Below are 23,129 nucleotides of genomic sequence, written 5' to 3' on the forward strand. Positions count from 1 at the left end.
TCCATGAGCCCTGGCTGGGCTGGCCGAATCGGGTCGGCGGGCTAAATCCGTGGATCAAATTGAAGCGTCAGGCCAGGCCTGACGCGGGCAGTGCAGGCCGGGCTCAGCGCTTGGCCGAGAAGGTCATCAGCCAGGCCACCAGCGAAATGCCGGCCACGCCAGCCAGTGGCGCAAGGTACAGCGGGGTGAGGAACTGACCGGAGTTGATCACCGCCAGCACGGCCATGGCCGACACCAGCAGCAGGCCCAGGAACAGGAACCAGCCCGAGGCGTTGGCGCGGCTGGGGGCCACGCGCTCGCGCACGCGCCAGTTGGCGTAGGCGTTCTTGATCACGAAGAAGATCAGCGCCAGTACCACCAGTACGGCCACGCCGATCAGGGCGTCACGGCTGTCGACCTTTTTCGGGCCCAGGTCCATCAGCGGCGCCGGAACGCTCAGGGTGGAGGTGGTGGTGGCCGGTGCGGCGTCGTTTTCTACGGGGGCTGGCAGGGAGCTGGTCTGGGTCATGATCGGGGTCCTGGGTTATTTGAGGCGCACGGCGACGTCGGCGGCGAGTTTTTCGAGGGTGGCGCCGAACAGGCCGCGCTTTACGGTCGCGACCTTGTTCTGCCGGGCGTCATAGACGCTGGCGCTGCTGAACGGCTTGAGCGGGTACTGCTGGGCGATGCCTTCGACCATCACCGTGACCGGCTTCTTGCCGCCGATCAGGGCCTTGGCCAGCAACAGGCCGATCAACGCCAGCACCAGCAGGGCCAGCAGCAACAGCACCGGGCCCAGCGGGTAGCTGATCTGCAGCACGATCGGCAGGCGGGTGGCCGAAGCGCTGGCTTCGCTGGACGGCAGGAACACATCGGGCAGTGCATCGTTGGGGAACAGCTCGTTCATGCGCTCGATGAACTGCTGGGAAATCTGCAGTTGCTGCTCGCTCAGGCGCACTTCGATGGCCCCGGCACGCTGGTAGCCGCTGGACAGCAGCACTTCGCTGGACCACTGCGACGGCAGCGGCGGCAGTTGCAGGCTGATCGACAGCTCGTCGGAGCGGGCGCCGGGTTCGAGGTTCTCGATGCGGTCCATCGAGATCGCCGACTGCAGGGCTTCGCCGGGCATGTCCAGGCTCATCGCGACCTTGGCCGAGTGGATCTGGTAGGGGTTGAACTGGTTCTCGAAGCGGCCCAGCAACACCGCGGTCTTGGGCGAGCCGTCGACGTTGATGTTGAGCACCACGGTCTGCTGGTCGGGGGCCAGCTCTGCACTGACGTCGGGGGTGTCCTTGACGCCGGTCGGGATGAAGCGCACGGCGGCCTGGGTCAGCGGCTTGAGGCGTACACGCGCGTCGTTCAGCAGTTTGGCCAGGGCCGGCTGGGCCAGCACCTGTTCCAGCGCGGCACCGGCATTGGCGCCGTAGGCCAGGGCGTAGATCATCAGGCCGTTGGCTTCGAAGTTGCTGCTCTTGACCGGCATCTTCTGCGGGAAGGCGGCGATGCGGCTGATCACGTCTTCCTTGTGCAGCAGGTCGTAGAACTCGCGGTTCTTGAGCTGGGTCTCGCTGCTGTTGTTGGGGCTGTTCTTGTTGTTGGTGACGATCCAGATGATGCCTTCGCGCCCTTCCAGGCCGGTCTTGATCGCGGCCAGCAGGGCTTCCTTGAAGTCGGTGTCGGCATAGGCGCCACTGGCCTTGCGTGCCAGGGCCAGGGCATTGACGCTGTCGCCGAGCTTGGCGTGGGTGCCGGGGCCGCGGTAGGTCCATTGCGGCGAGGGGTGGCTGCTGTCGGCCTGGTTGAAGGCGCCGATCACCACTTCGCCGTTGCCGGCGGCGGTGGCGGCCAGTTGCGTGATCAGCGGTTTGAAGCCCGAAGCCGGGTCGAGGTAGAACGGCTCCATCCAGCCGGAGTTCTGTACCAGAAACACCTGGCGCAGCGGTTGCGCCTGGGCGCTCAGGCACACCAGGCTCAGGGCCAGCAGCAGGCCACGGCGCAGCAGGCGGTTCATGCGTTCCATCGGTAGAGCGCTCCAGTCGAATCGATGTACAGCCACAGGGCGTTGTCGTGGAAGAACCACTGGGCGTTCCAGGGTTGGGCCACTTTGAGGGTGATGCTCAAGGGCGGCTGGCCCACGCGTTCCAGGCAGAACTGGCTGTCGATGGCCTGGTCGTTGCCGAAGAACTGTTGCAGGCTCGACGGCCACTCGACGCGCACCGACAGCAGGTACTGGCTGTCGATGAACTCGATGAAGGGGTAGACCACTTCGCGCCGGGTGGGGGTGTTGTCGACGTCGTGCTCGCCCCAGGGCGCATCCAGGCGCACGTTGAACATGTAGTTCAGGTGCCCGGTGCTCAGGCGCGAGCCTTTGACTTCCTTGCGTTCGTCCGAGTCCAGGCGCAGGCAGTACTGCTCGCTGCCCTCGAACAGTTGCTGCCAGATGCCGTAGCCGTTGACGAACGGCGGGCCGTATTCGGGGCGGGCCTGGGCACCGGCGGGCCAGCTCAGCCACTGGGCGTCCAGCTGGGCGCCGAGCTTGACGCTGAGGTAGCCGTGGGCGCCGATCCACAGCAGGCGCCGCGAGGCCGGGTCGCGCAGTGGCGCGGACAGGCCCTGCAGGTGCGCCGGGTTGGCGTGGGCGATGGGGTGCAGGGTCCACTGTTCATTGTGGCGTGCCACCAGGCTGAAGCTGCCGTCGGGCATCTGCTGCGGGATCAGTACCTGGTCGTCGAGATCGCCGGGGGCGGCGATGGCACGGCCCGGGCAGCGGTCGACATGGTAGCGGCCATCGAGCGGGTCGACGCGCACCTCGGTGGCACCCTCGTCACAGGCCAGCAGCAGGCGTTGCTGTTCGCCCACCTCGCGCAGGCCCACGCCCCACGCCCAGCTGGGCAGGCTGCAACGGCCGATCGGGGTGCTGTGCGGCAACAGCGCCGCCCACTCCTGGGCCTGGCGCTGCCAGCGGAACAGGCTGCCGTCGCGGGCCAGCGCAAACAGCGCCTCGCGATGACCGCCCAGGTTGGCGACGAGAAAATTCAAGCCGTTCTTGCGTGGCAGCTGGTCGTACTTGTGCGCGGTGTTCAGGCTGCGCGGGGTGGCGCCGTCCAGCTTGCGGTACAACGCGGCGAGGGTGTGCTCGGCACCGTCGAGCCGGCAACTGCCCTCCACCACCCGGCGTCCGCTACCGTTGCCATAGGGCGGCAACCAGCGTTGCTGGCGGTCGAAGCGCACGGGCGTGAGGGCTGTACCGGTCTGCGGGCAATGGCGGAAGCTGGCCGGCAGCCAGCCCTGCGCACCGGGCGCCTGCTGCGCACCGACGAGAAAGTCCAGGTCGGGCTGCGCGTCTTCCAGCGCCTTGCCGGCGACGTGGGTCAGGGAGAACCTGCCATGGGCATCCTGCAACCAGCGTTGCCCATCCAGCGACCACTCGTACTCGCGGTCGTCTCCGACTACGTCCATATAATCCCACCATGCCAACGGTCGTCCGTGCGCGGCAGTGCCTGCTTGAGGTCAGGCCGTCACGTCGAAAGAAAGAGGTTCTGCGAAATGTCCCGGCGCCTTTCGGCGGGGCGCAATGGCAGCCAAATGCCATTTTTCAAGCGGCGAAATAGTGGCACAGGCAGTTACAAAGTCAACTACCGACTCAGGGCAATTGCAGCCCGCCAGCGGCCTTGTGCAATGCGCGCAGGTGTTCACCGAGCTGCTTGAGGTTGGCTTCGACGGCGGCGATTTCGGCGGCGCGCTCGGGGCCGAGCAAGGCGCGTACTTCCTTGTCCAGGTCGCCGGTCAGGCGCTGCAGTTGCTGCTGGCGCTGGCTGCTGGCCTGCTCCAGCTGCTGGCGTTCGCTGGCCTGGGGCAGCCCGTAGCCGCTGCCGTTCAGCAGTTCGGCCGGTTTGCTGAGAAAGCCGCTGTTGGCGAGGATCTGCTGCAGGGTGCTGTTGGCCTGGGCCACGTTGGTGTCGTTGAGCTCGCGACCGCTGAGGTAGCGCTGCTTGACCTCGTCCTGGGCCAGCAGCAACTGGCGGCGCAGGCCGGCCTGTTCCAGCAGCAACAAGGCCGCGCTGGTGCGCAGGTCGGCCTGGGCGAACCATTGCTGGCGCTGGGCGGGTGGCTGTTCGAGCCAGGCCTCCACGCTGGCCTGCGGCACCGGCAGGTGCTGCTTGAGCACCTGGAACATGGCCTGGTAGCGGTCGCGGTAGGAGTCGAAGCGGTAGCCCAGGCGCAAGGCTTCGCGCGGGTCGTCGAGCACGCTCATGTCGGCCAGGCCACGACCCTGCAGCACCTCGAGCAGGCCATTGGGCATGATGCTGTCGAGCCCGGCCAGGCGCGGGTTGCCGGTGCCGCTGCGCAGCAGCTTGAGGGTTTCGACCGCGCAGTTGTTGGACAGGAAGTAATAGTGGCCGTCGTAGTTCCAGTGCATCTCGGCGGCCTGGCGCACCAGGTCTTCGATTTCGTCCCGGTCGAGCTTGAGCGGGATCGAAGCCAGGCTGCGCAGTTCGGTCTTGGTGTACTCGTCGATCACCTGTGCCAGTGGCAGCACGAACAGGCGCGAGGGGTAGGCGCCGGTCAGGCCGTCCCAGCTCGATAGCTGCACGTCGTTGACGAAGGCGCGGTACGAGAGCACCAGGTGCTGGTCCAGGTCCAGGCGGCAGTCCGGACCGCGCGGGCGCCCCGGCGCGCAGATCACCAGGCGCAGCATGCTGTGGCCCCAGCGGCTGACCCAGTTCTGGTTGGCTTCGGCCAGCAGGAAGTCCACGGCGTACACGCGTTCGGGGTCGACCTGGCCCAGCGGCTGCTTGTCGAAGTCGTTGCCGGCGTTGAGGAACGGCAGCCCAGGCGCACACTCGGCAGCGGCAGGCGCCCAGTCGAAATGCTCGCGCAGGTACTTGTAGAGGGCCGGGCGGCGACAGGCGTAGCTCGGGTCGAGGAGGAAGTACTCCATGTTGACCGCGATGAATTCCTTGGGGCTGCTCAGCTCGTAGCTGTCCGGGGTGCGTGCGATCTGGCGGTTGTGCTGTTCGCGCTCGCCACGCCGGCCCACGTATTGCGGCCAGCCGGCGAGGTCGAGCAGGCGCGGGTCGTCGCTGAGGGTGAAGCGGCGTTCGGTCTGGCCGCGGCATTCATCGGGCAGCCCCACCTTGCCCAGGCTGGTGTTCTGGCGCACGCAGCGGCTGATCAGCCGGCGCTCGGGCGCTGGCCACAGGCGGGCGCGGTCATACAGGTGGGTGAGCTCGTGGAGAACGGTAGCCAGCAGCTCCTGGCGCACCGTGCCATGCGGCCGGCCGGTCTGCGCGGTGGCAGCGCTGCCATCGGTGAGGCCCGGCAGCAGGCGCCGGTTGAGCTCCAGGCTCGATACCAGCGACGCCTGGCCATAGGCGTCTTCGGGCATGCGGGTGGTCCAGGAGACGTCGACGCGGCGGTCCAGCTCAGCCTTCAAGCGTGGCGGCAGGGTTTGCAGGGCTTCGTCGAGCAATGCCTGGCTGGCCCGCTGCTGTTGCGGGTCGAGGCCGTCTGCCTGCAGGTGCAGTTGCAGGTCGGCCAGCGCAGGGGCGCCGAGCAGCGTCAGTACGCTGCCCAACAGCCAGGCAAGGGGTTTCACAGCGACAGGATGGCTTCGGCCAGCACCTGGTCGCTGGCGTCGCGTGCTTCGGGGACGCGCTGGCGCAGGGTATCGAAGGCAGCTTCCAGTTGCGCGCCACGGATATCGCCACGGCTGGCGACGAAGCTGGCGGCATCGTCACGGGCCTCGCGCACGACCTTGGAGTCGCGGATCGAGGTGGTGGTGTCGGAGGTGAAGTCGATCGAGCGGCCAAAGGCACGCACGATGATATTGCTGGTGGCCACCAGGGTTTGTGCCTGGACCACGTCGGCCAGCAGCATCAGGCCGAGGGTGGCGGCAATCAGCGGTTTACGCATGGAGCATCTCCGGAAAATCGGTTGTGGTTATTGGACGAGAATTGCCTGCGCCAGTTCAAGGTCGCTGGCATGAAGTTCGGGGGTGTGCTGGCGCAGTGCGTTCAGCGCGGCTTCCAGCTGTGCGCCACGCAGGGCGCCGTCGCTGGCGACGAAGGCGGCGGCATCGTCGTGGGCGGCCAGGATCAGCTTGCGATCGAACGGGGCGGTGGTCACCTTGCTGGTGGCGTAGCCCGCAATCACAAGGCTTTGAGTGGTCAGGTCGAAGGCCTGGGCGGCAGTCGACGCGCAGAGTGCGAGCAGCAGCGGTAGCAAATAACGCATGAGGTCTGGTTGGCTGTGAAATCAGGCGGCAAGGCTATCCCAATGCGCGGGTGGGGACCAGCGCAGGGTACCCGGCTTTTACACGTTGTTACGTGTACCGGGCCCTTGCGCGGTTCAGATGGCCAGGATCGCCTGGGCCAGTTGGGCGTCGGAAGCCTGCAGGGTCGGGGCCTGCTGGCGGATGTGGGCGAAGGCGCTTTCCAGTTTCACACCGCGGATGGCGCCCTGGCTGGCGACGAAGCTGGCGGCGTCGTCACGGGCGGCGCGCACGATCTTGTCATCGCGCAGCGATGAGGAGGCATCGGAGGTCGCGTTGGTGGAGGCGGCAACGCCACGCACCACGGTATCGGTGGTGACCACGAAGCTGGATGCGTGGGCAGTGGAGGCCAGGGCCAGCAGCATTGCGGCGCCAAGCAGGCGGGTACGGGACATGGTCGATCTCCTGAATATGGGCCCGGCTATTATGCAGCAGGTGGTGCAGTGGCGTCTGCTTCGCCGGCTCGTGCAGCGCAACTGTACGATTGTACTGGTGATACTTTGGTTTATAAAAACTGTACTGGTATTGGGTTCGAATGCTCTGGCGCGGGCCTTTCAAACAAAAAAACCCGTCAGCAGTCACCTGCGACGGGTTTTTGAATTCGGGGTGCCGGCGTTGGCCGGCGGGCCCTGCATCAACGCCAGAAAGGCTTGCTCAGCTCTTCGTAACGTTGTGCTTCGCTGATACCGGCATCAGCCAGCAGACGCGAGTCCAGGCGAGCCAGTTGGTGGCGGCTGGCGATGCGGCGTTGCCACAGCATCAGGTTGGCCAGCAGGCGCAGTGGCAGCGAACCCTGGGATTGTTGAGCGTTGTTTTCAAAAGCCAGATCGGAACTGAGTGTACGTTCCATGGTGTCATCCTTCCGCTTGTGGCGGCATTAGGTAGTGATTTAACTGATGCCAATGATCCTCCTGTGTCGTCCATAACAGTAGATACAGTTCACCTGCATTGTGATGGGCCAGTTAACTGTTTATGCAGACTGTTGCACTCGGATTGGACGCAACTGTACCGGTCCGCACTGAAACGGTGCAATTTAGGGTCAATGAGGGGATTTTGCGTAGGAAGGTACCGTCAAAACACCGGTACAGTAGAACAGTTTGTGTAACGGTTGGACGGGGCAACTGTACAGCCGGTGCGCATTGCGCGCCACCGGCTGTACAGGGACGGCTTCAGTTGGCCAGCATGCGCCCGGTTTCTTCCAGGTTTTCATGCCACTGCAGGGCTTCGCGCAGGATGTGCGGGGTGTGCCCACCCTTTTCGCAGGCGCGGGTGAAGTAGTCGTTCAGTGCGTCGCGGTAGTCCGGGTGCACACAGTTGTCGATGATCACCCGGGCGCGCTCGCGCGGCGCCAGGCCACGCAGGTCGGCCAGGCCCTGCTCGGTGACGAGGATGTCCACGTCGTGCTCGGTGTGGTCCACATGGCTGACCATCGGTACCACGCTGGAGATCGCGCCGCCCTTGGCGATGGACTTGGTGACGAAGATGGCCAGGTGCGCGTTGCGCGCGAAGTCGCCCGAGCCACCGATGCCGTTCATCATGCGCGTGCCGCACACGTGGGTGGAGTTGACGTTGCCGTACAGGTCGAACTCCAGTGCGGTGTTGATGCCGATGATGCCCAGGCGCCGTACCACTTCAGGGTGGTTGGAGATTTCCTGCGGACGCAGCACCAGCTTGTCCTTGTAGCGCTCCAGGTTGCCGAACACGTCGGCGTTGCGACGGGTCGACAGGGTGATGGAACTGCCCGAGGCAAAGCTCAGCTTGCCGGCGTCGATCAGATCGAAGGTCGAGTCCTGCAGCACTTCGGAGTACATGGTCAGGTCTTCGAACGGCGAGTCGATCAGACCGCACATCACCGCGTTGGCGATGCTGCCGATGCCGGCCTGCAGTGGGCCGAGCTTGTTGGTCATGCGCCCGGCGTCGACTTCCTGCTTGAGGAAGTTGATCAGGTGGTTGGCGATACCCTGGGTTTCGTCGTCCGGCGGCAATACGGTGGACGGCGAGTCCGCCTGCTCGGTGATGACGATGCCGACGATCTTGGCCGGGTCGATCGGGATCGCGGTGCTGCCGATGCGGTCATCGACTTTCACCAGCGGGATCGGCGTGCGGGTCGGCCGGTAGGTCGGGATATAGATGTCATGCAGGCCTTCGAGGTTGGCGTTGTGCGCCATGTTGATCTCGACGATGACCTGCTTGGCGAAAATGGCGAAGCTGGCCGAGTTGCCCACGGAGGTGGTCGGCACGATGTGGCCGTCTTCGGTGATCGCGACCGCTTCGATGACCGCGATGTCCGGCAGCTTGAGCTGCTGGTTGCGCAGTTGCTCGACGGTTTCCGACAGGTGCTGGTCGATGAACATCACCTTGCCGTCGTTGATGGCCTTGCGCAGGGTGCTGTCGACCTGGAACGGCATGCGACGGGCCAGCACACCGGCTTCGGTCAGCTGCTTGTCGAGGTCGTTGCCCAGGCTGGCGCCGGTCATCAGGCTGATTTTCAGCGGCGACAGCTTGGCTCGCTCGGCCAGTGCGTGGGGCACGGCCTTGGCTTCGCCGGCACGGGTGAAACCGCTCATGCCGACGGTCATGCCGTCCTCGATCAAACCTGCGGCATCGGCCGCACTCATTACCTTGCTGTGCAAAGAGGACAAGCGAATACGATCACGGTACATGGATTATTATCTCGGGCTACTAAAGCTAGATGCGCAGTCTATTGATTTCGCCTGTCGGCGTCCCGCGACCAAGGTCGAATGCGAAGGCCTGAAGTAGAGCCTTCTGTCGGCTGGGCGGGCATTAAAAAGCCCCAGCCGGTACCGCGCTGGGGCTATTTGTCACAGCCTTTTCAAGGGCTTATTCCACGGCTTTGACCATGTCTTCGATGACCTTCTTGGCATCGCCGAACACCATCATGGTCTTGTCCAGGTAGAACAGTTCGTTGTCCAGGCCGGCATAGCCGCTGGCCATGGAGCGCTTGTTGACGATGATGGTCTTGGCCTTGAAGGCTTCGAGGATCGGCATGCCGGCAATCGGCGACTTGGGATCGTTCTTGGCCGCCGGGTTGACCACGTCGTTGGCACCGAGCACCAGTACCACGTCGGCCTGGCCGAACTCGGAGTTGATGTCGTCCATCTCGAACACCTGGTCGTAGGGCACTTCGGCCTCGGCCAGCAGCACGTTCATGTGCCCGGGCATGCGCCCCGCCACCGGGTGGATCGCGTACTTCACGGTCACGCCGTTGTGGGTAAGCTTTTCGGTCAGTTCCTTGAGCGCATGCTGGGCACGGGCCACCGCCAGGCCGTAGCCGGGCACGATGATCACGGTGTCGGCGTTGCTCAGCAGGAAGGTGGCGTCGTCGGCCGAACCGGATTTCACCGGGCGCGCCTCCTTGGCACCGGCCGGGCCGGCCGCTTCTGCAGCGCCGCCGAAGCCGCCGAGGATCACATTGAAGAACGAACGGTTCATCGCCTTGCACATGATGTACGAGAGGATCGCGCCGCTCGAACCCACCAGCGAACCGGCAATGATCAGCATTGAGTTGTTCAGCGAGAAGCCGATGCCCGCCGCTGCCCAGCCCGAATAGCTGTTGAGCATCGAGACCACCACCGGCATGTCGGCGCCGCCGATCGGGATGATGATCAGCACACCCATCACGAAGGCCAGGGCCAGCATCAGGGCGAAGGCGGTCAGGTTGCCGGTGAAGGTGAAGATCAGGCCCAGGGCGATGGTGGCCAGGCCCAGCACCAGGTTGAGCTTGTGCTGGCCGCTGAACTGTACCGGCGCGCCCTGGAACAGGCGGAACTTGTACTTGCCCGACAACTTGCCGAAGGCGATGACCGAACCCGAAAAGGTGATCGCACCAATGGCGGCGCCAAGGAACAGCTCCAGGCGGTTGCCGACCGGAATCGGGTCGCTGATGCTGGCCACGATGCCCAGCGACTGTGGCTCGACCACGGCCGCGATGGCGATGAACACGGCCGCCAGGCCGATCATGCTGTGCATGAAGGCGACCAGTTCCGGCATCTTGGTCATTTCGACGCGTTTGGCCATGATCGATCCGGCAGTGCCGCCCACCAGCAGGCCGACGATCACGTAGCCGATGCCGTCGGTGGCCAGCTGCGCGCCCAGTTTGTAGATCAGGCCGACGGTGGTGATCACCGCCAGGGCCATGCCGAGCATGCCGAACAGGTTGCCGCGCCGCGAGGTGGTCGGGTGCGACAGGCCCTTGAGCGCCTGGATGAAGCACACCGAGGCGACAAGGTAGAGCAGGGTTACCAGGTTCATGCTCATGTTTACTTCTTCCCCTCAGCCTTCGCGGCCTTTTTCTTGAACATCTCCAGCATGCGCCGGGTGACGAGGAAACCGCCGAACACGTTGACCGCTGCCAGGGCCACCGCGAGGGTGCCCATGGTCTTGCCCAGCGGGGTCACGGTCAGCGCGGCGGCCAGCATGGCGCCGACGATGACGATGGCGGAGATGGCGTTGGTGACCGCCATCAGCGGGGTGTGCAGCGCCGGGGTCACGTTCCATACCACGTGGTACCCCACATAGATGGCCAGCACGAAGATGATCAGGTTGTAGACGCCGTGAGAGATCAGCATGTCTTCCATTGTCTGGCTCCTTATCCGTTCTTGCGGATGACCTGGCCGTCGCGGCACATCAGGCACGCGGCGACGATGTCGTCTTCGAGGTTGATCGTGAGGGCGCCGTCCTTGTCGAACAGCAGTTTCATGAAGTCGAGCAGGTTGCGTGCATACAGGGCCGAGGCGTCCGCACCGACCTGGGCTGGCAGGTTGGTGGGGCCGACGATGGTCACGCCGTTCTCGATCACCACCTGGTCGGCCACGGTCAGCGGGCAGTTGCCGCCCTGCGCGGCGGCGAGGTCGATGACCACCGAGCCCGGCTTCATCTGCGCGACGGTTTCGGCGCTGAGCAGGGTCGGTGCCTTGCGCCCGGGGATCAGCGCGGTGGTGATGACGATGTCGGCCTGTCTGGCGCGTTCGTGCACGGCCTGGGCCTGACGCTGCATCCAGCTGGCGGGCATGGGCCGCGCGTAGCCGCCGACGCCTTCGGCGCACTCGCGTTCCTCATCGGTTTCATACGGCACGTCGATGAACTTGGCGCCGAGCGATTCGATCTGCTCCTTTACCGCCGGGCGCACGTCCGAGGCCTCGATCACCGCACCCAGGCGCTTGGCCGTGGCGATGGCCTGCAGGCCGGCCACACCGGCGCCCAGGATGAGCACGCGGGCAGCCTTCACGGTGCCTGCGGCAGTCATCAGCATCGGCATGAAGCGTGGGTAGTGATGCGCGGCCAGTAGCACGGCCTTGTAGCCGGCGATGTTGGCCTGCGATGACAGCACGTCGAGGCTCTGCGCGCGGGAGGTGCGCGGCGCGGCTTCGAGAGCGAAGGCGGTGATCCCGCGTTCGGCCATCCTGGCAATCACGTCATTGTTGAACGGGTTGAGCATGCCCACCAGAACGGTGCCGCTGTTGATCTGGCCCAGTTCGCTTTCGTTGGGCGCCACAACCTTGAGTACAAGCTGTGCGCCAAACGCATCGGCAGCGCTGCCGATGGTCGCGCCTGCTGCTTCATAGGCACTGTCGGGCACGCTGGCATTGACGCCCGCGCCACGTTGCACAGTGACCTGATGACCCTGGCCGATCAGTTTCTTGATGGTTTCGGGGGTGGCAGCGACACGTGTCTCGCCCGTCTGCGTTTCGAGAGGAACACCAATGTGCACGTCAATTTCTCCTGCGTGATCTTTTGTTGGTAAACCAGCGCACTGCGGATGGTGCGTCTGGGGCGGCCGATCAGCACGATCCCGCCCTGAATCCGGGCGGGGCGCGGCATTTTGCAGGCGATCCTGAATCGCTTCAACCGGTTCTGAAGGGTGACGAACGATAAACTACAAGTCACCCTGTGACCGAATGTCGCAATAAACGGCCTGAAGCCCGCGAACCGTGGGCTTCAGGGACATTACGCAAAATTTGAAATTTTTTCAGACAAATTTCGCGAAAGCGCATTTGTGCACAGGCTTTATGTCGCGAAGGCCCCGTAAACAGCAGGGTTAAGGGGTGTTTTGGCGTGCACCGGAACAGTCTGCTCATTTGCGACATTTTCGTATATCTGTAGGGCTCGATATTTGCTGACTACGGGGTCAACAAACCGCTCTGATCCTTGTGCTGCGCGGTATAGCGCTGGGCCTCGGCTACCAGCCAGTCGCGAAAAGCACGCAGCGAGGCGGATTCCACCTTGCGCTCCGGGATCATCAGGTAATACGCCTTGATGCTCGACAGCGCATGCGGGTTGGCAATCACCAGCCTGCCCTCCCCCAGTTCATGCTGGATGAGAAAGGGCGGGATCAACGCCACGCCCATCTCGTGCATGGCGGCCTGGGCCAACATCGAGAATAGCTCATAGCGCGGGCCGGTCATGTCGCGGGCCACGTTCATTTCCAGGCTGTTGAACCACTGGCGCCAGGCATAGGGTCGGGTGGTCTGCTGCAGCAGCGGCAGTTGCGCGAGGTCCTCGGCGCTAAGGCTAGCCTGCCCTGCCAGCAAGGCCGGGCTGCACACCGGCACGGGGTTCTCGCCCATCAGGCGGTGGGACTGGGTACCCGACCAGTCGGCGTCGCCAAAATAGATGGCGGCGTCGAAGTGGGTGTCGGCGAAAAGGAACGGACGGGTGCGGTTGGTCAGGTTGACGGTGACTTCGGGGTGCAGGCGCTGAAAGTCCTTCAGTCGCGGCAGCAGCCATTGCGTGCCGAAGGTCGGTACCAGGGCCAGTTCGATCACGTTGGCGCCCTGCTGGCCCATCACCGACAGGGTATCGCGCTCCACCGCGTCCAGCTGGGTGGCGACGCGGCGGCTATAGGACAGGCCGGCTTCGGTGAGCTTCACGCCACGGCGCGAGCGTCGAAACAGCTCCACATTCAGAAACTCCTCCAGCCCGCCCACCTGTCGGCACACCGCGCCCTGGGTCAGGGAGAGCTCCTGGGCCGCCTTGGTAAAGCTTTCGTGGCGGGCTGCAGCCTCGAAGCACACCAGGGCCGTGGTGCTGGGGATCTTGCGCCGCATATACGTCAACCTCACTAATCAGTCGTAAAAATGGCCGTTGGTGCCGTTACGAAGTGAGAAATTATCACAAGAATATGCGCAATCCTCGTTTGTCGCCACGCCCGTTACGGCCTAGGATCAACCCACGACAAAACGTTTCCGAGGATTCGCACATGGCTGGCAAGGCAAGCTTCAACTGGATCGACCCGCTGCTGCTCGATCAGCAGCTCACCGAAGAAGAGCGCATGGTGCGTGACAGCGCGTTCCACTTCGCCCAGGACAAGCTCGCCCCGCGTGTGCTCGAAGCCTTCCGCCATGAGCAGACCGACCCGGCGATCTTCCGTGAAATGGGCGAGGTTGGCCTGCTGGGTGCGACCATCCCCGAGCAGTACGGTGGCAGCGGCCTCAACTATGTGTGCTACGGCCTGATTGCCCGTGAAGTGGAGCGTATCGACTCCGGCTATCGCTCGATGATGAGCGTGCAGTCTTCGTTGGTGATGGTGCCGATCAACGAATTCGGTACCGAGGCGCAGAAGCAGAAGTACCTGCCCAAGCTGGCCAGCGGCGAGTGGATCGGCTGCTTCGGCCTCACCGAGCCCAACCATGGCTCCGACCCGGGCTCGATGATCACCCGCGCCAGGAGCGTCGACGGTGGCTATCGCCTGAGCGGCAGCAAGATGTGGATCACCAACAGCCCGATCGCTGACGTGTTCGTGGTGTGGGCCAAGGACGATGCGGGCGACATTCGCGGCTTCGTGCTGGAGAAAGGCTGGGAAGGCCTGAGTGCCCCGGCGATTCACGGCAAGGTCGGCCTGCGTGCCTCGATCACCGGCGAGATCGTGATGGACAACGTGTTCGTGCCTGAAGAAAACATCTTCCCGGATGTACGTGGCCTGAAGGGCCCGTTCACCTGCCTCAACTCGGCGCGCTACGGCATCTCCTGGGGCGCCCTGGGTGCAGCGGAAGCCTGCTGGCACACCGCGCGCCAATACACCCTGGACCGTCAGCAGTTCGGCCGCCCGTTGGCCGCCAACCAGCTGATCCAGAAGAAGCTGGCCGACATGCAGACCGAGATCACCTTGGCCCTGCAAGGTTGCCTGCGCCTGGGCCGCATGAAGGATGAAGGCACTGCTGCGGTCGAGATCACCTCGATCATGAAGCGCAACTCCTGCGGCAAGGCGCTGGACATCGCCCGCCTGGCCCGCGACATGCTGGGCGGCAATGGTATCTCCGACGAGTTCGGCGTGGCCCGCCACCTGGTCAACCTCGAGGTGGTCAACACCTATGAAGGTACCCATGACGTGCATGCGCTGATTCTGGGGCGTGCGCAAACCGGTCTGCAGGCTTTCTATTAATAAGGAGCCAGCCCATGGGCGCGCTATCTCATCTGCGGGTGCTGGATCTGTCGCGAGTGCTGGCCGGACCGTGGTCCGGACAGATCCTCGCGGACCTGGGGGCCGAGGTGATCAAGGTCGAGCGTCCCGGGGCGGGCGACGACACGCGCGCCTGGGGCCCGCCGTTTCTCAAGGACGCCTATGGCGAGAACACCAGTGAGGCGGCCTACTACCTTTCGGCCAACCGCAACAAGCAGTCGGTCACCATCGACTTCACCCAGCCCGAAGGCCAGCAACTGGTACGCGAGCTGGCGGCCAAGTCCGACATCCTGATCGAGAACTTCAAGGTTGGCGGGCTGGCGGCCTACGGGCTGGACTACGAAAGCCTGCGGGCGATCAACCCGCGGCTTATCTATTGCTCGATCACCGGCTTCGGCCAGACCGGACCCTACGCCAAGCGTGCCGGTTATGACTTCATGATCCAGGGCCTGGGTGGCCTGATGAGCCTTACCGGCCGCCCGGAGGGTGAGGACGGTGCGGGGCCGGTGAAGGTCGGGGTGGCGTTGACCGATATTCTCACCGGGCTGTATTCGACGGTGGCGATATTGGCCGCCCTCGCCCACCGGGATCACGATGGCGGCGGGCAACACATCGACATGGCGTTGCTGGATGTGCAGGTGGCTTGCCTGGCCAACCAGGCGATGAACTACCTGACCACGGGTGTTGCGCCGCGTCGCCTGGGCAATGCGCACCCGAACATCGTGCCTTACCAGGATTTTCCTACCGCCGATGGCGACTTCATCCTGACCGTGGGTAACGACGGGCAGTTTCGCAAGTTCGCCGAGGTGGCCGGCCAGCCGCAGTGGGCGGATGACCCGCGGTTTGCCACTAATAAACTGCGTGTGGCCAACCGCGCCGAGCTGATCCCGCTGATTCGCCAGGCCACGGTGTTCAAGACTACCGCCGAGTGGGTCAGCCAGCTGGAGCAGGCGGGTGTACCGTGCGGGCCGATCAACGACCTGGCGCAGATGTTCAAGGACCCTCAGGTGCAGGCGCGTGGCTTGGCCATAGAGATTCCTCACCCGTTGGCCGGCAGCGTGCCGCAGGTGGCCAGCCCTATTCGTTTGTCCGAGACGCCGGTGGAGTACCGCAATGCACCGCCGCTGCTGGGGGAGCATACCGAACAGGTGCTGATGCAGGTGCTGGGGCTGAAGGGTGACGAGGTGCAACGCCTGCGTGGCGCGGGCGTGCTGTAGGCGCCCTCTCCTATCTATATAGAGGGTGGCTAGGGCTGATTTGATAAAGTTTCAAATTAGCCCTTGACGCACGATTTAATCTCTCTATAATTCGCCCCACTTCCGGCGCAGTCGAAACGAAAAACTCCTTGAATATCAACGAGTTGGACGTTTCAGGTCAGGCTGGAGGTGCTTCGATCGAAAGATCGGCAGCGGTGAAAAAGGTGGTTGACAGCAGGTTGTAACGCTGTAGAATTCGCCTCCCGCTACGAGAGATCGAAGCGAGTCAAGTGTTTGAAGTGAAACGAAAAACTTCAAAATAAACGCTTGACAGACTCTGAGGAAAGCGTAGAATGCTCGCCTCGGTTGAGACGAAAAGTTCTTGACCAACCGCTCTTTAACAACTGAATCAAGCAATTCGTGTGGGTGCTTGTGAGCTCAGACTGATAGTCAGAAAGATTATCAGCATCACAAGTGACTGCACGAAAATCGAAAGATTTGAAAGTAAGTCATTTGAGAATGCTGAGCCAAGTTTAGGGTTTTCTCAAAACCCAAGCAGTATTGAACTGAAGAGTTTGATCATGGCTCAGATTGAACGCTGGCGGCAGGCCTAACACATGCAAGTCGAGCGGATGAGAAGAGCTTGCTCTTCGATTCAGCGGCGGACGGGTGAGTAATACCTAGGAATCTGCCTGGTAGTGGGGGACAACGTTTCGAAAGGAACGCTAATACCGCATACGTCCTACGGGAGAAAGCAGGGGACCTTCGGGCCTTGCGCTATCAGATGAGCCTAGGTCGGATTAGCTAGTTGGTGAGGTAATGGCTCACCAAGGCTACGATCCGTAACTGGTCTGAGAGGATGATCAGTCACACTGGAACTGAGACACGGTCCAGACTCCTACGGGAGGCAGCAGTGGGGAATATTGGACAATGGGCGAAAGCCTGATCCAGCCATGCCGCGTGTGTGAAGAAGGTCTTCGGATTGTAAAGCACTTTAAGTTGGGAGGAAGGGCAGTAAGCGAATACCTTGCTGTTTTGACGTTACCGACAGAATAAGCACCGGCTAACTCTGTGCCAGCAGCCGCGGTAATACAGAGGGTGCAAGCGTTAATCGGAATTACTGGGCGTAAAGCGCGCGTAGGTGGTTCGTTAAGTTGGATGTGAAATCCCCGGGCTCAACCTGGGAACTGCATCCAAAACTGGCGAGCTAGAGTAGGGCAGAGGGTGGTGGAATTTCCTGTGTAGCGGTGAAATGCGTAGATATAGGAAGGAACACCAGTGGCGAAGGCGACCACCTGGGCTCATACTGACACTGAGGTGCGAAAGCGTGGGGAGCAAACAGGATTAGATACCCTGGTAGTCCACGCCGTAAACGATGTCAACTAGCCGTTGGAATCCTTGAGATTTTAGTGGCGCAGCTAACGCATTAAGTTGACCGCCTGGGGAGTACGGCCGCAAGGTTAAAACTCAAATGAATTGACGGGGGCCCGCACAAGCGGTGGAGCATGTGGTTTAATTCGAAGCAACGCGAAGAACCTTACCAGGCCTTGACATCCAATGAACTTTCCAGAGATGGATTGGTGCCTTCGGGAACATTGAGACAGGTGCTGCATGGCTGTCGTCAGCTCGTGTCGTGAGATGTTGGGTTAAGTCCCGTAACGAGCGCAACCCTTGTCCTTAGTTACCAGCACGTTATGGTGGGCACTCTAAGGAGACTGCCGGTGACAAACCGGAGGAAGGTGGGGATGACGTCAAGTCATCATGGCCCTTACGGCCTGGGCTACACACGTGCTACAATGGTCGGTACAGAGGGTCGCCAAGCCGCGAGGTGGAGCTAATCTCACAAAACCGATCGTAGTCCGGATCGCAGTCTGCAACTCGACTGCGTGAAGTCGGAATCGCTAGTAATCGCGAATCAGAATGTCGCGGTGAATACGTTCCCGGGCCTTGTACACACCGCCCGTCACACCATGGGAGTGGGTTGCACCAGAAGTAGCTAGTCTAACCTTCGGGAGGACGGTTACCACGGTGTGATTCATGACTGGGGTGAAGTCGTAACAAGGTAGCCGTAGGGGAACCTGCGGCTGGATCACCTCCTTAATCGACGACATCAGCTGTCTCATAAGCTCCCACACGAATTGCTTGATTCATTGAAGAAGACGATTAGGTTAGCAACCTTCGATTGGGTCTGTAGCTCAGTTGGTTAGAGCGCACCCCTGATAAGGGTGAGGTCGGCAGTTCGAATCTGCCCAGACCCACCAATTTGCTGGGGCCATAGCTCAGCTGGGAGAGCGCCTGCCTTGCACGCAGGAGGTCAGCGGTTCGATCCCGCTTGGCTCCACCACCCCGCTTGCCAGTTTGTCAAAGCTTAGAAATGAATATTCGCGTCGAATATTGATTTCTGAACTTTATCAGAATCGTTCTTTAAAAATTTGGGTATGTGATAGAAAGATAGACTGGACAGCACTTTCACTGGTGTGTGTTCAGGCTAAGGTAAAATTTGTGAGTAATTACAAGTTTTCGGCGAATGTTGTCTTCACAGTATAACCAGATTGCTTGGGGTTATATGGTCAAGTGAAGAAGCGCATACGGTGGATGCCTTGGCAGTCAGAGGCGATGAAAGACGTGGTAGCCTGCGATAAGCTTCGGGGAGTCGGCAAACAGACTTTGATCCGGAGATCTCTGAATGGGGGAACCCACCTGGCATAAGTCAGGTATCTTGTACTGAATACATAGGTGCAAGAGGCGAACCAGGGGAACTGAAACATCTAAGTACCCTGAGGAAAAGAAATCAACCGAGATTCCCTTAGTAGTGGCGAGCGAACGGGGACTAGCCCTTAAGTGGCTTTGAGATTAGCGGAACGCTCTGGAAAGTGCGGCCATAGTGGGTGATAGCCCTGTACGCGAAAATCTCTTAGTCATGAAATCGAGTAGGACGGAGCACGAGAAACTTTGTCTGAATATGGGGGGACCATCCTCCAAGGCTAAATACTACTGACTGACCGATAGTGAACCAGTACCGTGAGGGAAAGGCGAAAAGAACCCCGGAGAGGGGAGTGAAATAGATCCTGAAACCGTATGCGTACAAGCAGTGGGAGCCTACTTTGTTAGGTGACTGCGTACCTTTTGTATAATGGGTCAGCGACTTATATTCAGTGGCGAGCTTAACCGAATAGGGGAGGCGTAGCGAAAGCGAGTCTTAATAGGGCGTTTAGTCGCTGGGTATAGACCCGAAACCGGGCGATCTATCCATGGGCAGGTTGAAGGTTAGGTAACACTGACTGGAGGACCGAACCGACTACCGTTGAAAAGTTAGCGGATGACCTGTGGATCGGAGTGAAAGGCTAATCAAGCTCGGAGATAGCTGGTTCTCCTCGAAAGCTATTTAGGTAGCGCCTCATGTATCACTGTAGGGGGTAGAGCACTGTTTCGGCTAGGGGGTCATCCCGACTTACCAAACCGATGCAAACTCCGAATACCTACAAGTGCCGAGCATGGGAGACACACGGCGGGTGCTAACGTCCGTCGTGAAAAGGGAAACAACCCAGACCGTCAGCTAAGGTCCCAAAGTTATGGTTAAGTGGGAAACGATGTGGGAAGGCTTAGACAGCTAGGAGGTTGGCTTAGAAGCAGCCACCCTTTAAAGAAAGCGTAATAGCTCACTAGTCGAGTCGGCCTGCGCGGAAGATGTAACGGGGCTCAAACCATACACCGAAGCTACGGGTATCACTTAGGTGATGCGGTAGAGGAGCGTTCTGTAAGCCTGTGAAGGTGAGTTGAGAAGCTTGCTGGAGGTATCAGAAGTGCGAATGCTGACATGAGTAACGACAATGGGAGTGAAAAACTCCCACGCCGAAAGACCAAGGTTTCCTGCGCAACGTTAATCGACGCAGGGTTAGTCGGTCCCTAAGGCGAGGCTGAAAAGCGTAGTCGATGGAAAACAGGTTAATATTCCTGTACTTCTGGTTATTGCGATGGAGGGACGGAGAAGGCTAGGCCAGCTTGGCGTTGGTTGTCCAAGTTTAAGGTGGTAGGCTGAGATCTTAGGTAAATCCGGGATCTTAAGGCCGAGAGCTGATGACGAGTTGCCATTAGGCGACGAAGTGGTTGATGCCATGCTTCCAAGAAAAGCTTCTAAGCTTCAGGTAACCAGGAACCGTACCCCAAACCGACACAGGTGGTTGGGTAGAGAATACCAAGGCGCTTGAGAGAACTCGGGTGAAGGAACTAGGCAAAATGGCACCGTAACTTCGGGAGAAGGTGCGCCGGTGAGGGTGAAGGACTTGCTCCGTAAGCTCATGCCGGTCGAAGATACCAGGCCGCTGCGACTGTTTATTAAAAACACAGCACTCTGCAAACACGAAAGTGGACGTATAGGGTGTGACGCCTGCCCGGTGCCGGAAGGTTAATTGATGGGGTTAGCTAACGCGAAGCTCTTGATCGAAGCCCCGGTAAACGGCGGCCGTAACTATAACGGTCCTAAGGTAGCGAAATTCCTTGTCGGGTAAGTTCCGACCTGCACGAATGGCGTAACGATGGCGGCGCTGTCTCCACCCGAGACTCAGTGAAATTGAAATCGCTGTGAAGATGCAGTGTATCCGCGGCTAGACGGAAAGACCCCGTGAACCTTTACTATAGCTTTGCACTGGACTTTGAATTTGCTTGTGTAGGATAGGTGGGAGGCTTTGAAGCGTGGACGCCAGTCTGCGTGGAGCCATCCTTGAAATACCACCCTGGCAACTTTGAGGTTCTAACTCAGGTCCGTTATCCGGATCGAGGACAGTGTATGGTGGGTAGTTTGACTGGGGCGGTCTCCTCCTAAAGAGTAACGGAGGAGTACGAAGGTGCGCTCAGACCGGTCGGAAATCGGTCGTAGAGTATAAAGGCAAAAGCGCGCTTGACTGCGAGACAGACACGTCGAGCAGGTACGAAAGTAGGTCTTAGTGATCCGGTGGTTCTGTATGGAAGGGCCATCGCTCAACGGATAAAAGGTACTCCGGGGATAACAGGCTGATACCGCCCAAGAGTTCATATCGACGGCGGTGTTTGGCACCTCGATGTCGGCTCATCACATCCTGGGGCTGAAGCCGGTCCCAAGGGTATGGCTGTTCGCCATTTAAAGTGGTACGCGAGCTGGGTTTAGAACGTCGTGAGACAGTTCGGTCCCTATCTGCCGTGGACGTTTGAGATTTGAGAGGGGCTGCTCCTAGTACGAGAGGACCGGAGTGGACGAACCTCTGGTGTTCCGGTTGTCACGCCAGTGGCATTGCCGGGTAGCTATGTTCGGAAGAGATAACCGCTGAAAGCATCTAAGCGGGAAACTTGCCTCAAGATGAGATCTCACTGGAGCCTTGAGCTCCCTGAAGGGCCGTCGAAGACTACGACGTTGATAGGTTGGGTGTGTAAGCGCTGTGAGGCGTTGAGCTAACCAATACTAATTGCCCGTGAGGCTTGACCATATAACACCCAAGCAATTTGCGTCGAACGACCAGATTGCGGTGTTGTGAAGACACAGTAAGCCGAAGATTTGTAACTCACAAACATCACATACCCGATTCGCTGGAGTGTCTGAACAAGACCTTCTGGCAACAGAATTTCTTGACGACCATAGAGCATTGGAACCACCTGATCCCATCCCGAACTCAGTAGTGAAACGATGCATCGCCGATGGTAGTGTGGGGTTTCCCCATGTGAGAGTAGGTCATCGTCAAGATTAAATTCCGAAACCCCTATCTGCATCTGCAGGTAGGGGTTTTGTCTTTAGAGTAGAAGCATCAAGAATTCGCCGGCACGTCGCAATGTACGGGCCAGCACACAGAATTTCTTGACGACCATAGAGCATTGGAACCACCTGATCCCATCCCGAACTCAGCAGTGAAACGATGCATCGCCGATGGTAGTGTGGGGTTTCCCCATGTGAGAGTAGGTCATCGTCAAGATTCAATTCCAGAACCCCTGTCTGTGCTGCAGACAGGGGTTTTGTCTTTTCAGGGGCTAGGGTAGCGGGTTGTTCCTGCCACCCTCTGCACCGGCCAGGCCGACCCCTGCACACAATGGGCTGCAGGAGCCGACCTTCAGTCTATGCAGTGCGCGGAGCCCGGCTACTGCGCCGCGCCAGCAACTTGCGCCACCAGATATACACCCCTGTCACCGACAGCACCGCAATCACTACCCCCAGCACCGCGATCATCACCTGGCCTGTAGTGCCGAGGATCCTGCCGCCATGTATGGGTAGTTGCAGCCGGTAGAAGCGTTCCCCCAGGGTGCCCTGGCCAGCGATCTCCTGCCCCAGCAGGCGCCCGTCGGTGCCATGGAAGAACAACCACGACTTGCCCTGTGCATCGGTGTCGTGCTGTCCGAAACCGGCGCCATAGAAGTTGTACTCGAAGCTGTAGTACAACTCGCCGATCGGCGCCGTCAGCCCCAGCCGCTGGCCCTCCTGCTGCGCCAGCTGATGGGCTTGATGCCATGTCAGCTGGGTCTGTCCCAGTTCTTCCCTGGGCAGCCTGCCACGGGCCTCATAGACGCTTGGTTCCACCGGCGAGAACAGCGACACCGCCGGCTTGAACACCTGGCTGGGCAGGTTCATCGCCACACTGCTGACGGCCACCGGCAACAGCAGCAGCCACAGCCACAAGCCCCCAGCCCTGTGGATATCCATGTTCAGTCGATACGCATGCCCGCCCTTGATCTTCCAGGCCGTGCTCCATTTGCGCCAGAACGGACGACCACGGGGCAGGGTCAGCAGCAGGGCGATGAAGCAGTCGAGCACCCACAGGATCGCCACCACGCCCATCAGCCACAGCCCCCAGTTGCCCGGCAGGGTCAGGTTGTAGTGCAGCTCGAGGACGAACGGCATGAAGTTCTCCCGCGAGAAACAGCACTCGCCCCAGTAGCGCTGGCCCAACGTCTGGCCGCTGACCGGGTCGAGGTAGAACACCGTGTTCTTCTCGGCATACGGCTTGTCGGTGGCCGGGTCGTTGCGCGGCACCATCGCCAGCAACGCCGAATGGCCGGGCTCGTCGGGGTATTCCATGTACCACACCTGCAGGCGCGGGTGTTCGGCCTGCACCTTGTCCACCAGGTTGCCGGGGTCCTGGCGGGGGCCTTGCGCCGGGGCTTCATAGAACGAAGGGTTCAGCCATTCGTCGATCTCGTGGTTGAACGCCAGCACGCTCCCGGTGAGCCCTGCCAGGGCAAGGAACAGCGCGGTGGCCAGGCCGATATAGCGGTGCAGCAATACGTAGAGGTGGCGCATATA

Annotated in this window: 16 protein-coding genes, 2 tRNA genes and 4 rRNA genes; 8 read left to right on the plus strand and 14 right to left on the minus strand. The window is 61.0% G+C overall.

Annotated features, from left to right (window positions below):
- Window positions 1-103: 103 nt before the first annotated feature.
- From N0B28_RS00505 to N0B28_RS00565, 13 genes are all read right to left on the minus strand, one after another.
- Complete coding sequence (locus tag N0B28_RS00505; RefSeq protein ID WP_054916013.1) at window positions 104-508, minus strand: hypothetical protein; 405 nt, start codon at window positions 506-508, stop codon at window positions 104-106.
- A 15-nt stretch (window positions 509-523) separates the two neighbouring features.
- On the minus strand, window positions 524-1,999 hold the full coding sequence (locus N0B28_RS00510; protein WP_043862324.1) for a hypothetical protein: 1,476 nt from the start codon (window positions 1,997-1,999) through the stop codon (window positions 524-526).
- Window positions 1,987-3,438: a hypothetical protein gene (locus tag N0B28_RS00515; protein ID WP_078481906.1), complete on the minus strand. Its 1,452-nt coding sequence runs from the start codon at window positions 3,436-3,438 to the stop codon at window positions 1,987-1,989. Before N0B28_RS00515 ends, N0B28_RS00510 begins: the two co-directional genes overlap by 13 nt.
- A 184-nt stretch (window positions 3,439-3,622) precedes the next feature.
- Complete coding sequence (locus N0B28_RS00520) at window positions 3,623-5,578, minus strand: DUF4105 domain-containing protein (RefSeq protein ID WP_275729796.1); 1,956 nt, start codon at window positions 5,576-5,578, stop codon at window positions 3,623-3,625.
- Window positions 5,575-5,895 carry a DUF2388 domain-containing protein gene (locus tag N0B28_RS00525; RefSeq protein WP_043862327.1) on the minus strand — a complete coding sequence of 107 codons (321 nt, stop codon included), beginning with the start codon at window positions 5,893-5,895 and terminating at the stop codon, window positions 5,575-5,577. The genes N0B28_RS00520 and N0B28_RS00525 overlap by 4 nt, the downstream gene beginning before the upstream one ends.
- A 27-nt stretch (window positions 5,896-5,922) precedes the next feature.
- Window positions 5,923-6,216 (minus strand): DUF2388 domain-containing protein, encoded by a 294-nt coding sequence (locus N0B28_RS00530; protein ID WP_054916009.1) that lies wholly within the window; start codon window positions 6,214-6,216, stop codon window positions 5,923-5,925.
- 114 nt (window positions 6,217-6,330) lie between these two features.
- A complete protein-coding gene (locus tag N0B28_RS00535) occupies window positions 6,331-6,648 on the minus strand; it encodes a DUF2388 domain-containing protein (RefSeq protein ID WP_043862329.1) in 318 nt (105 codons plus the stop codon).
- A 239-nt stretch (window positions 6,649-6,887) separates the two neighbouring features.
- Entirely contained in the window at window positions 6,888-7,103 is a 216-nt protein-coding gene (locus N0B28_RS00540) for a DUF1127 domain-containing protein (RefSeq protein WP_043862330.1), read from the minus strand.
- Between the two features lie 319 nt (window positions 7,104-7,422).
- Complete coding sequence (locus N0B28_RS00545; protein WP_275729801.1) at window positions 7,423-8,916, minus strand: acetyl-CoA hydrolase/transferase family protein; 1,494 nt, start codon at window positions 8,914-8,916, stop codon at window positions 7,423-7,425.
- A 178-nt stretch (window positions 8,917-9,094) separates the two neighbouring features.
- On the minus strand, window positions 9,095-10,531 hold the full coding sequence (locus N0B28_RS00550; RefSeq protein ID WP_043862332.1) for an NAD(P)(+) transhydrogenase (Re/Si-specific) subunit beta: 1,437 nt from the start codon (window positions 10,529-10,531) through the stop codon (window positions 9,095-9,097).
- Between the two features lie 2 nt (window positions 10,532-10,533).
- On the minus strand, window positions 10,534-10,851 hold the full coding sequence (locus N0B28_RS00555) for an NAD(P) transhydrogenase subunit alpha (protein ID WP_043862333.1): 318 nt from the start codon (window positions 10,849-10,851) through the stop codon (window positions 10,534-10,536).
- 11 nt (window positions 10,852-10,862) lie between these two features.
- On the minus strand, window positions 10,863-11,984 hold the full coding sequence (locus tag N0B28_RS00560) for a Re/Si-specific NAD(P)(+) transhydrogenase subunit alpha (RefSeq protein ID WP_043862334.1): 1,122 nt from the start codon (window positions 11,982-11,984) through the stop codon (window positions 10,863-10,865).
- Between the two features lie 409 nt (window positions 11,985-12,393).
- Window positions 12,394-13,320: a LysR family transcriptional regulator gene (locus N0B28_RS00565; RefSeq protein WP_104571727.1), complete on the minus strand. Its 927-nt coding sequence runs from the start codon at window positions 13,318-13,320 to the stop codon at window positions 12,394-12,396.
- Between the two features lie 152 nt (window positions 13,321-13,472).
- Between N0B28_RS00565 and N0B28_RS00570 the strand changes: the two genes are divergently transcribed.
- The 8 genes from N0B28_RS00570 (at window position 13,473) to rrf (N0B28_RS00605) (ending at window position 21,807) form a co-directional block, all read left to right on the plus strand.
- Window positions 13,473-14,654 carry an acyl-CoA dehydrogenase gene (locus tag N0B28_RS00570; protein ID WP_054916007.1) on the plus strand — a complete coding sequence of 394 codons (1,182 nt, stop codon included), beginning with the start codon at window positions 13,473-13,475 and terminating at the stop codon, window positions 14,652-14,654.
- Window positions 14,655-14,668: 14 nt separating this feature from the next.
- Window positions 14,669-15,889, plus strand: a complete 1,221-nt coding sequence (locus N0B28_RS00575) for a CaiB/BaiF CoA-transferase family protein (protein WP_275729808.1) — start codon at window positions 14,669-14,671, stop codon at window positions 15,887-15,889.
- Between the two features lie 542 nt (window positions 15,890-16,431).
- Window positions 16,432-17,968, plus strand: a 16S ribosomal RNA gene (locus tag N0B28_RS00580).
- A gap of 84 nt (window positions 17,969-18,052) precedes the next feature.
- A tRNA-Ile gene (locus N0B28_RS00585) sits at window positions 18,053-18,129 on the plus strand.
- A 7-nt stretch (window positions 18,130-18,136) separates the two neighbouring features.
- Window positions 18,137-18,212, plus strand: a tRNA-Ala gene (locus tag N0B28_RS00590).
- 224 nt (window positions 18,213-18,436) lie between these two features.
- Window positions 18,437-21,327: ribosomal RNA gene (locus N0B28_RS00595) — 23S ribosomal RNA — on the plus strand.
- Between the two features lie 138 nt (window positions 21,328-21,465).
- Window positions 21,466-21,581: ribosomal RNA gene (gene rrf / locus N0B28_RS00600) — 5S ribosomal RNA — on the plus strand.
- 110 nt (window positions 21,582-21,691) lie between these two features.
- Window positions 21,692-21,807, plus strand: a 5S ribosomal RNA gene (rrf, locus tag N0B28_RS00605).
- The 16S, 23S and 5S rRNA genes sit together here with 2 tRNA genes alongside, the layout of an rRNA operon.
- 140 nt (window positions 21,808-21,947) lie before the next feature.
- On the opposite strand, the gene N0B28_RS00610 is transcribed toward rrf (N0B28_RS00605), so the two are convergent.
- Window positions 21,948-23,126 carry a PepSY domain-containing protein gene (locus N0B28_RS00610; RefSeq protein ID WP_275729810.1) on the minus strand — a complete coding sequence of 393 codons (1,179 nt, stop codon included), beginning with the start codon at window positions 23,124-23,126 and terminating at the stop codon, window positions 21,948-21,950.
- Window positions 23,127-23,129 lie beyond the last annotated feature (3 nt).

This window comes from Pseudomonas sp. SD17-1 (assembly GCF_029201585.1).
In the GTDB taxonomy this organism is placed as follows: Bacteria; Pseudomonadota; Gammaproteobacteria; order Pseudomonadales; family Pseudomonadaceae; genus Aquipseudomonas; species Aquipseudomonas palmensis.

Bases quoted from the DNA above. Each gene is read 5' to 3' on its own strand.
- N0B28_RS00505 (WP_054916013.1), bottom strand. From the start codon at position 508: ATGACCCAGACCAGCTCCCTGCCAGCCCCCGTAGAAAACGACGCCGCA.
- N0B28_RS00510 (WP_043862324.1), bottom strand. From the start codon at position 1,999: ATGGAACGCATGAACCGCCTGCTGCGCCGTGGCCTGCTGCTGGCCCTG.
- N0B28_RS00515 (WP_078481906.1), bottom strand. From the start codon at position 3,438: ATGGACGTAGTCGGAGACGACCGCGAGTACGAGTGGTCGCTGGATGGG.
- N0B28_RS00525 (WP_043862327.1), bottom strand. From the start codon at position 5,895: ATGCGTAAACCGCTGATTGCCGCCACCCTCGGCCTGATGCTGCTGGCC.
- N0B28_RS00530 (WP_054916009.1), bottom strand. From the start codon at position 6,216: ATGCGTTATTTGCTACCGCTGCTGCTCGCACTCTGCGCGTCGACTGCC.
- N0B28_RS00535 (WP_043862329.1), bottom strand. From the start codon at position 6,648: ATGTCCCGTACCCGCCTGCTTGGCGCCGCAATGCTGCTGGCCCTGGCC.
- N0B28_RS00540 (WP_043862330.1), bottom strand. From the start codon at position 7,103: ATGGAACGTACACTCAGTTCCGATCTGGCTTTTGAAAACAACGCTCAA.
- N0B28_RS00545 (WP_275729801.1), bottom strand. From the start codon at position 8,916: ATGTACCGTGATCGTATTCGCTTGTCCTCTTTGCACAGCAAGGTAATG.
- N0B28_RS00550 (WP_043862332.1), bottom strand. From the start codon at position 10,531: ATGAGCATGAACCTGGTAACCCTGCTCTACCTTGTCGCCTCGGTGTGC.
- N0B28_RS00555 (WP_043862333.1), bottom strand. From the start codon at position 10,851: ATGGAAGACATGCTGATCTCTCACGGCGTCTACAACCTGATCATCTTC.
- N0B28_RS00565 (WP_104571727.1), bottom strand. From the start codon at position 13,320: ATGCGGCGCAAGATCCCCAGCACCACGGCCCTGGTGTGCTTCGAGGCT.
- N0B28_RS00570 (WP_054916007.1), top strand. From the start codon at position 13,473: ATGGCTGGCAAGGCAAGCTTCAACTGGATCGACCCGCTGCTGCTCGAT.
- N0B28_RS00575 (WP_275729808.1), top strand. From the start codon at position 14,669: ATGGGCGCGCTATCTCATCTGCGGGTGCTGGATCTGTCGCGAGTGCTG.
- N0B28_RS00610 (WP_275729810.1), bottom strand. From the start codon at position 23,126: ATGCGCCACCTCTACGTATTGCTGCACCGCTATATCGGCCTGGCCACC.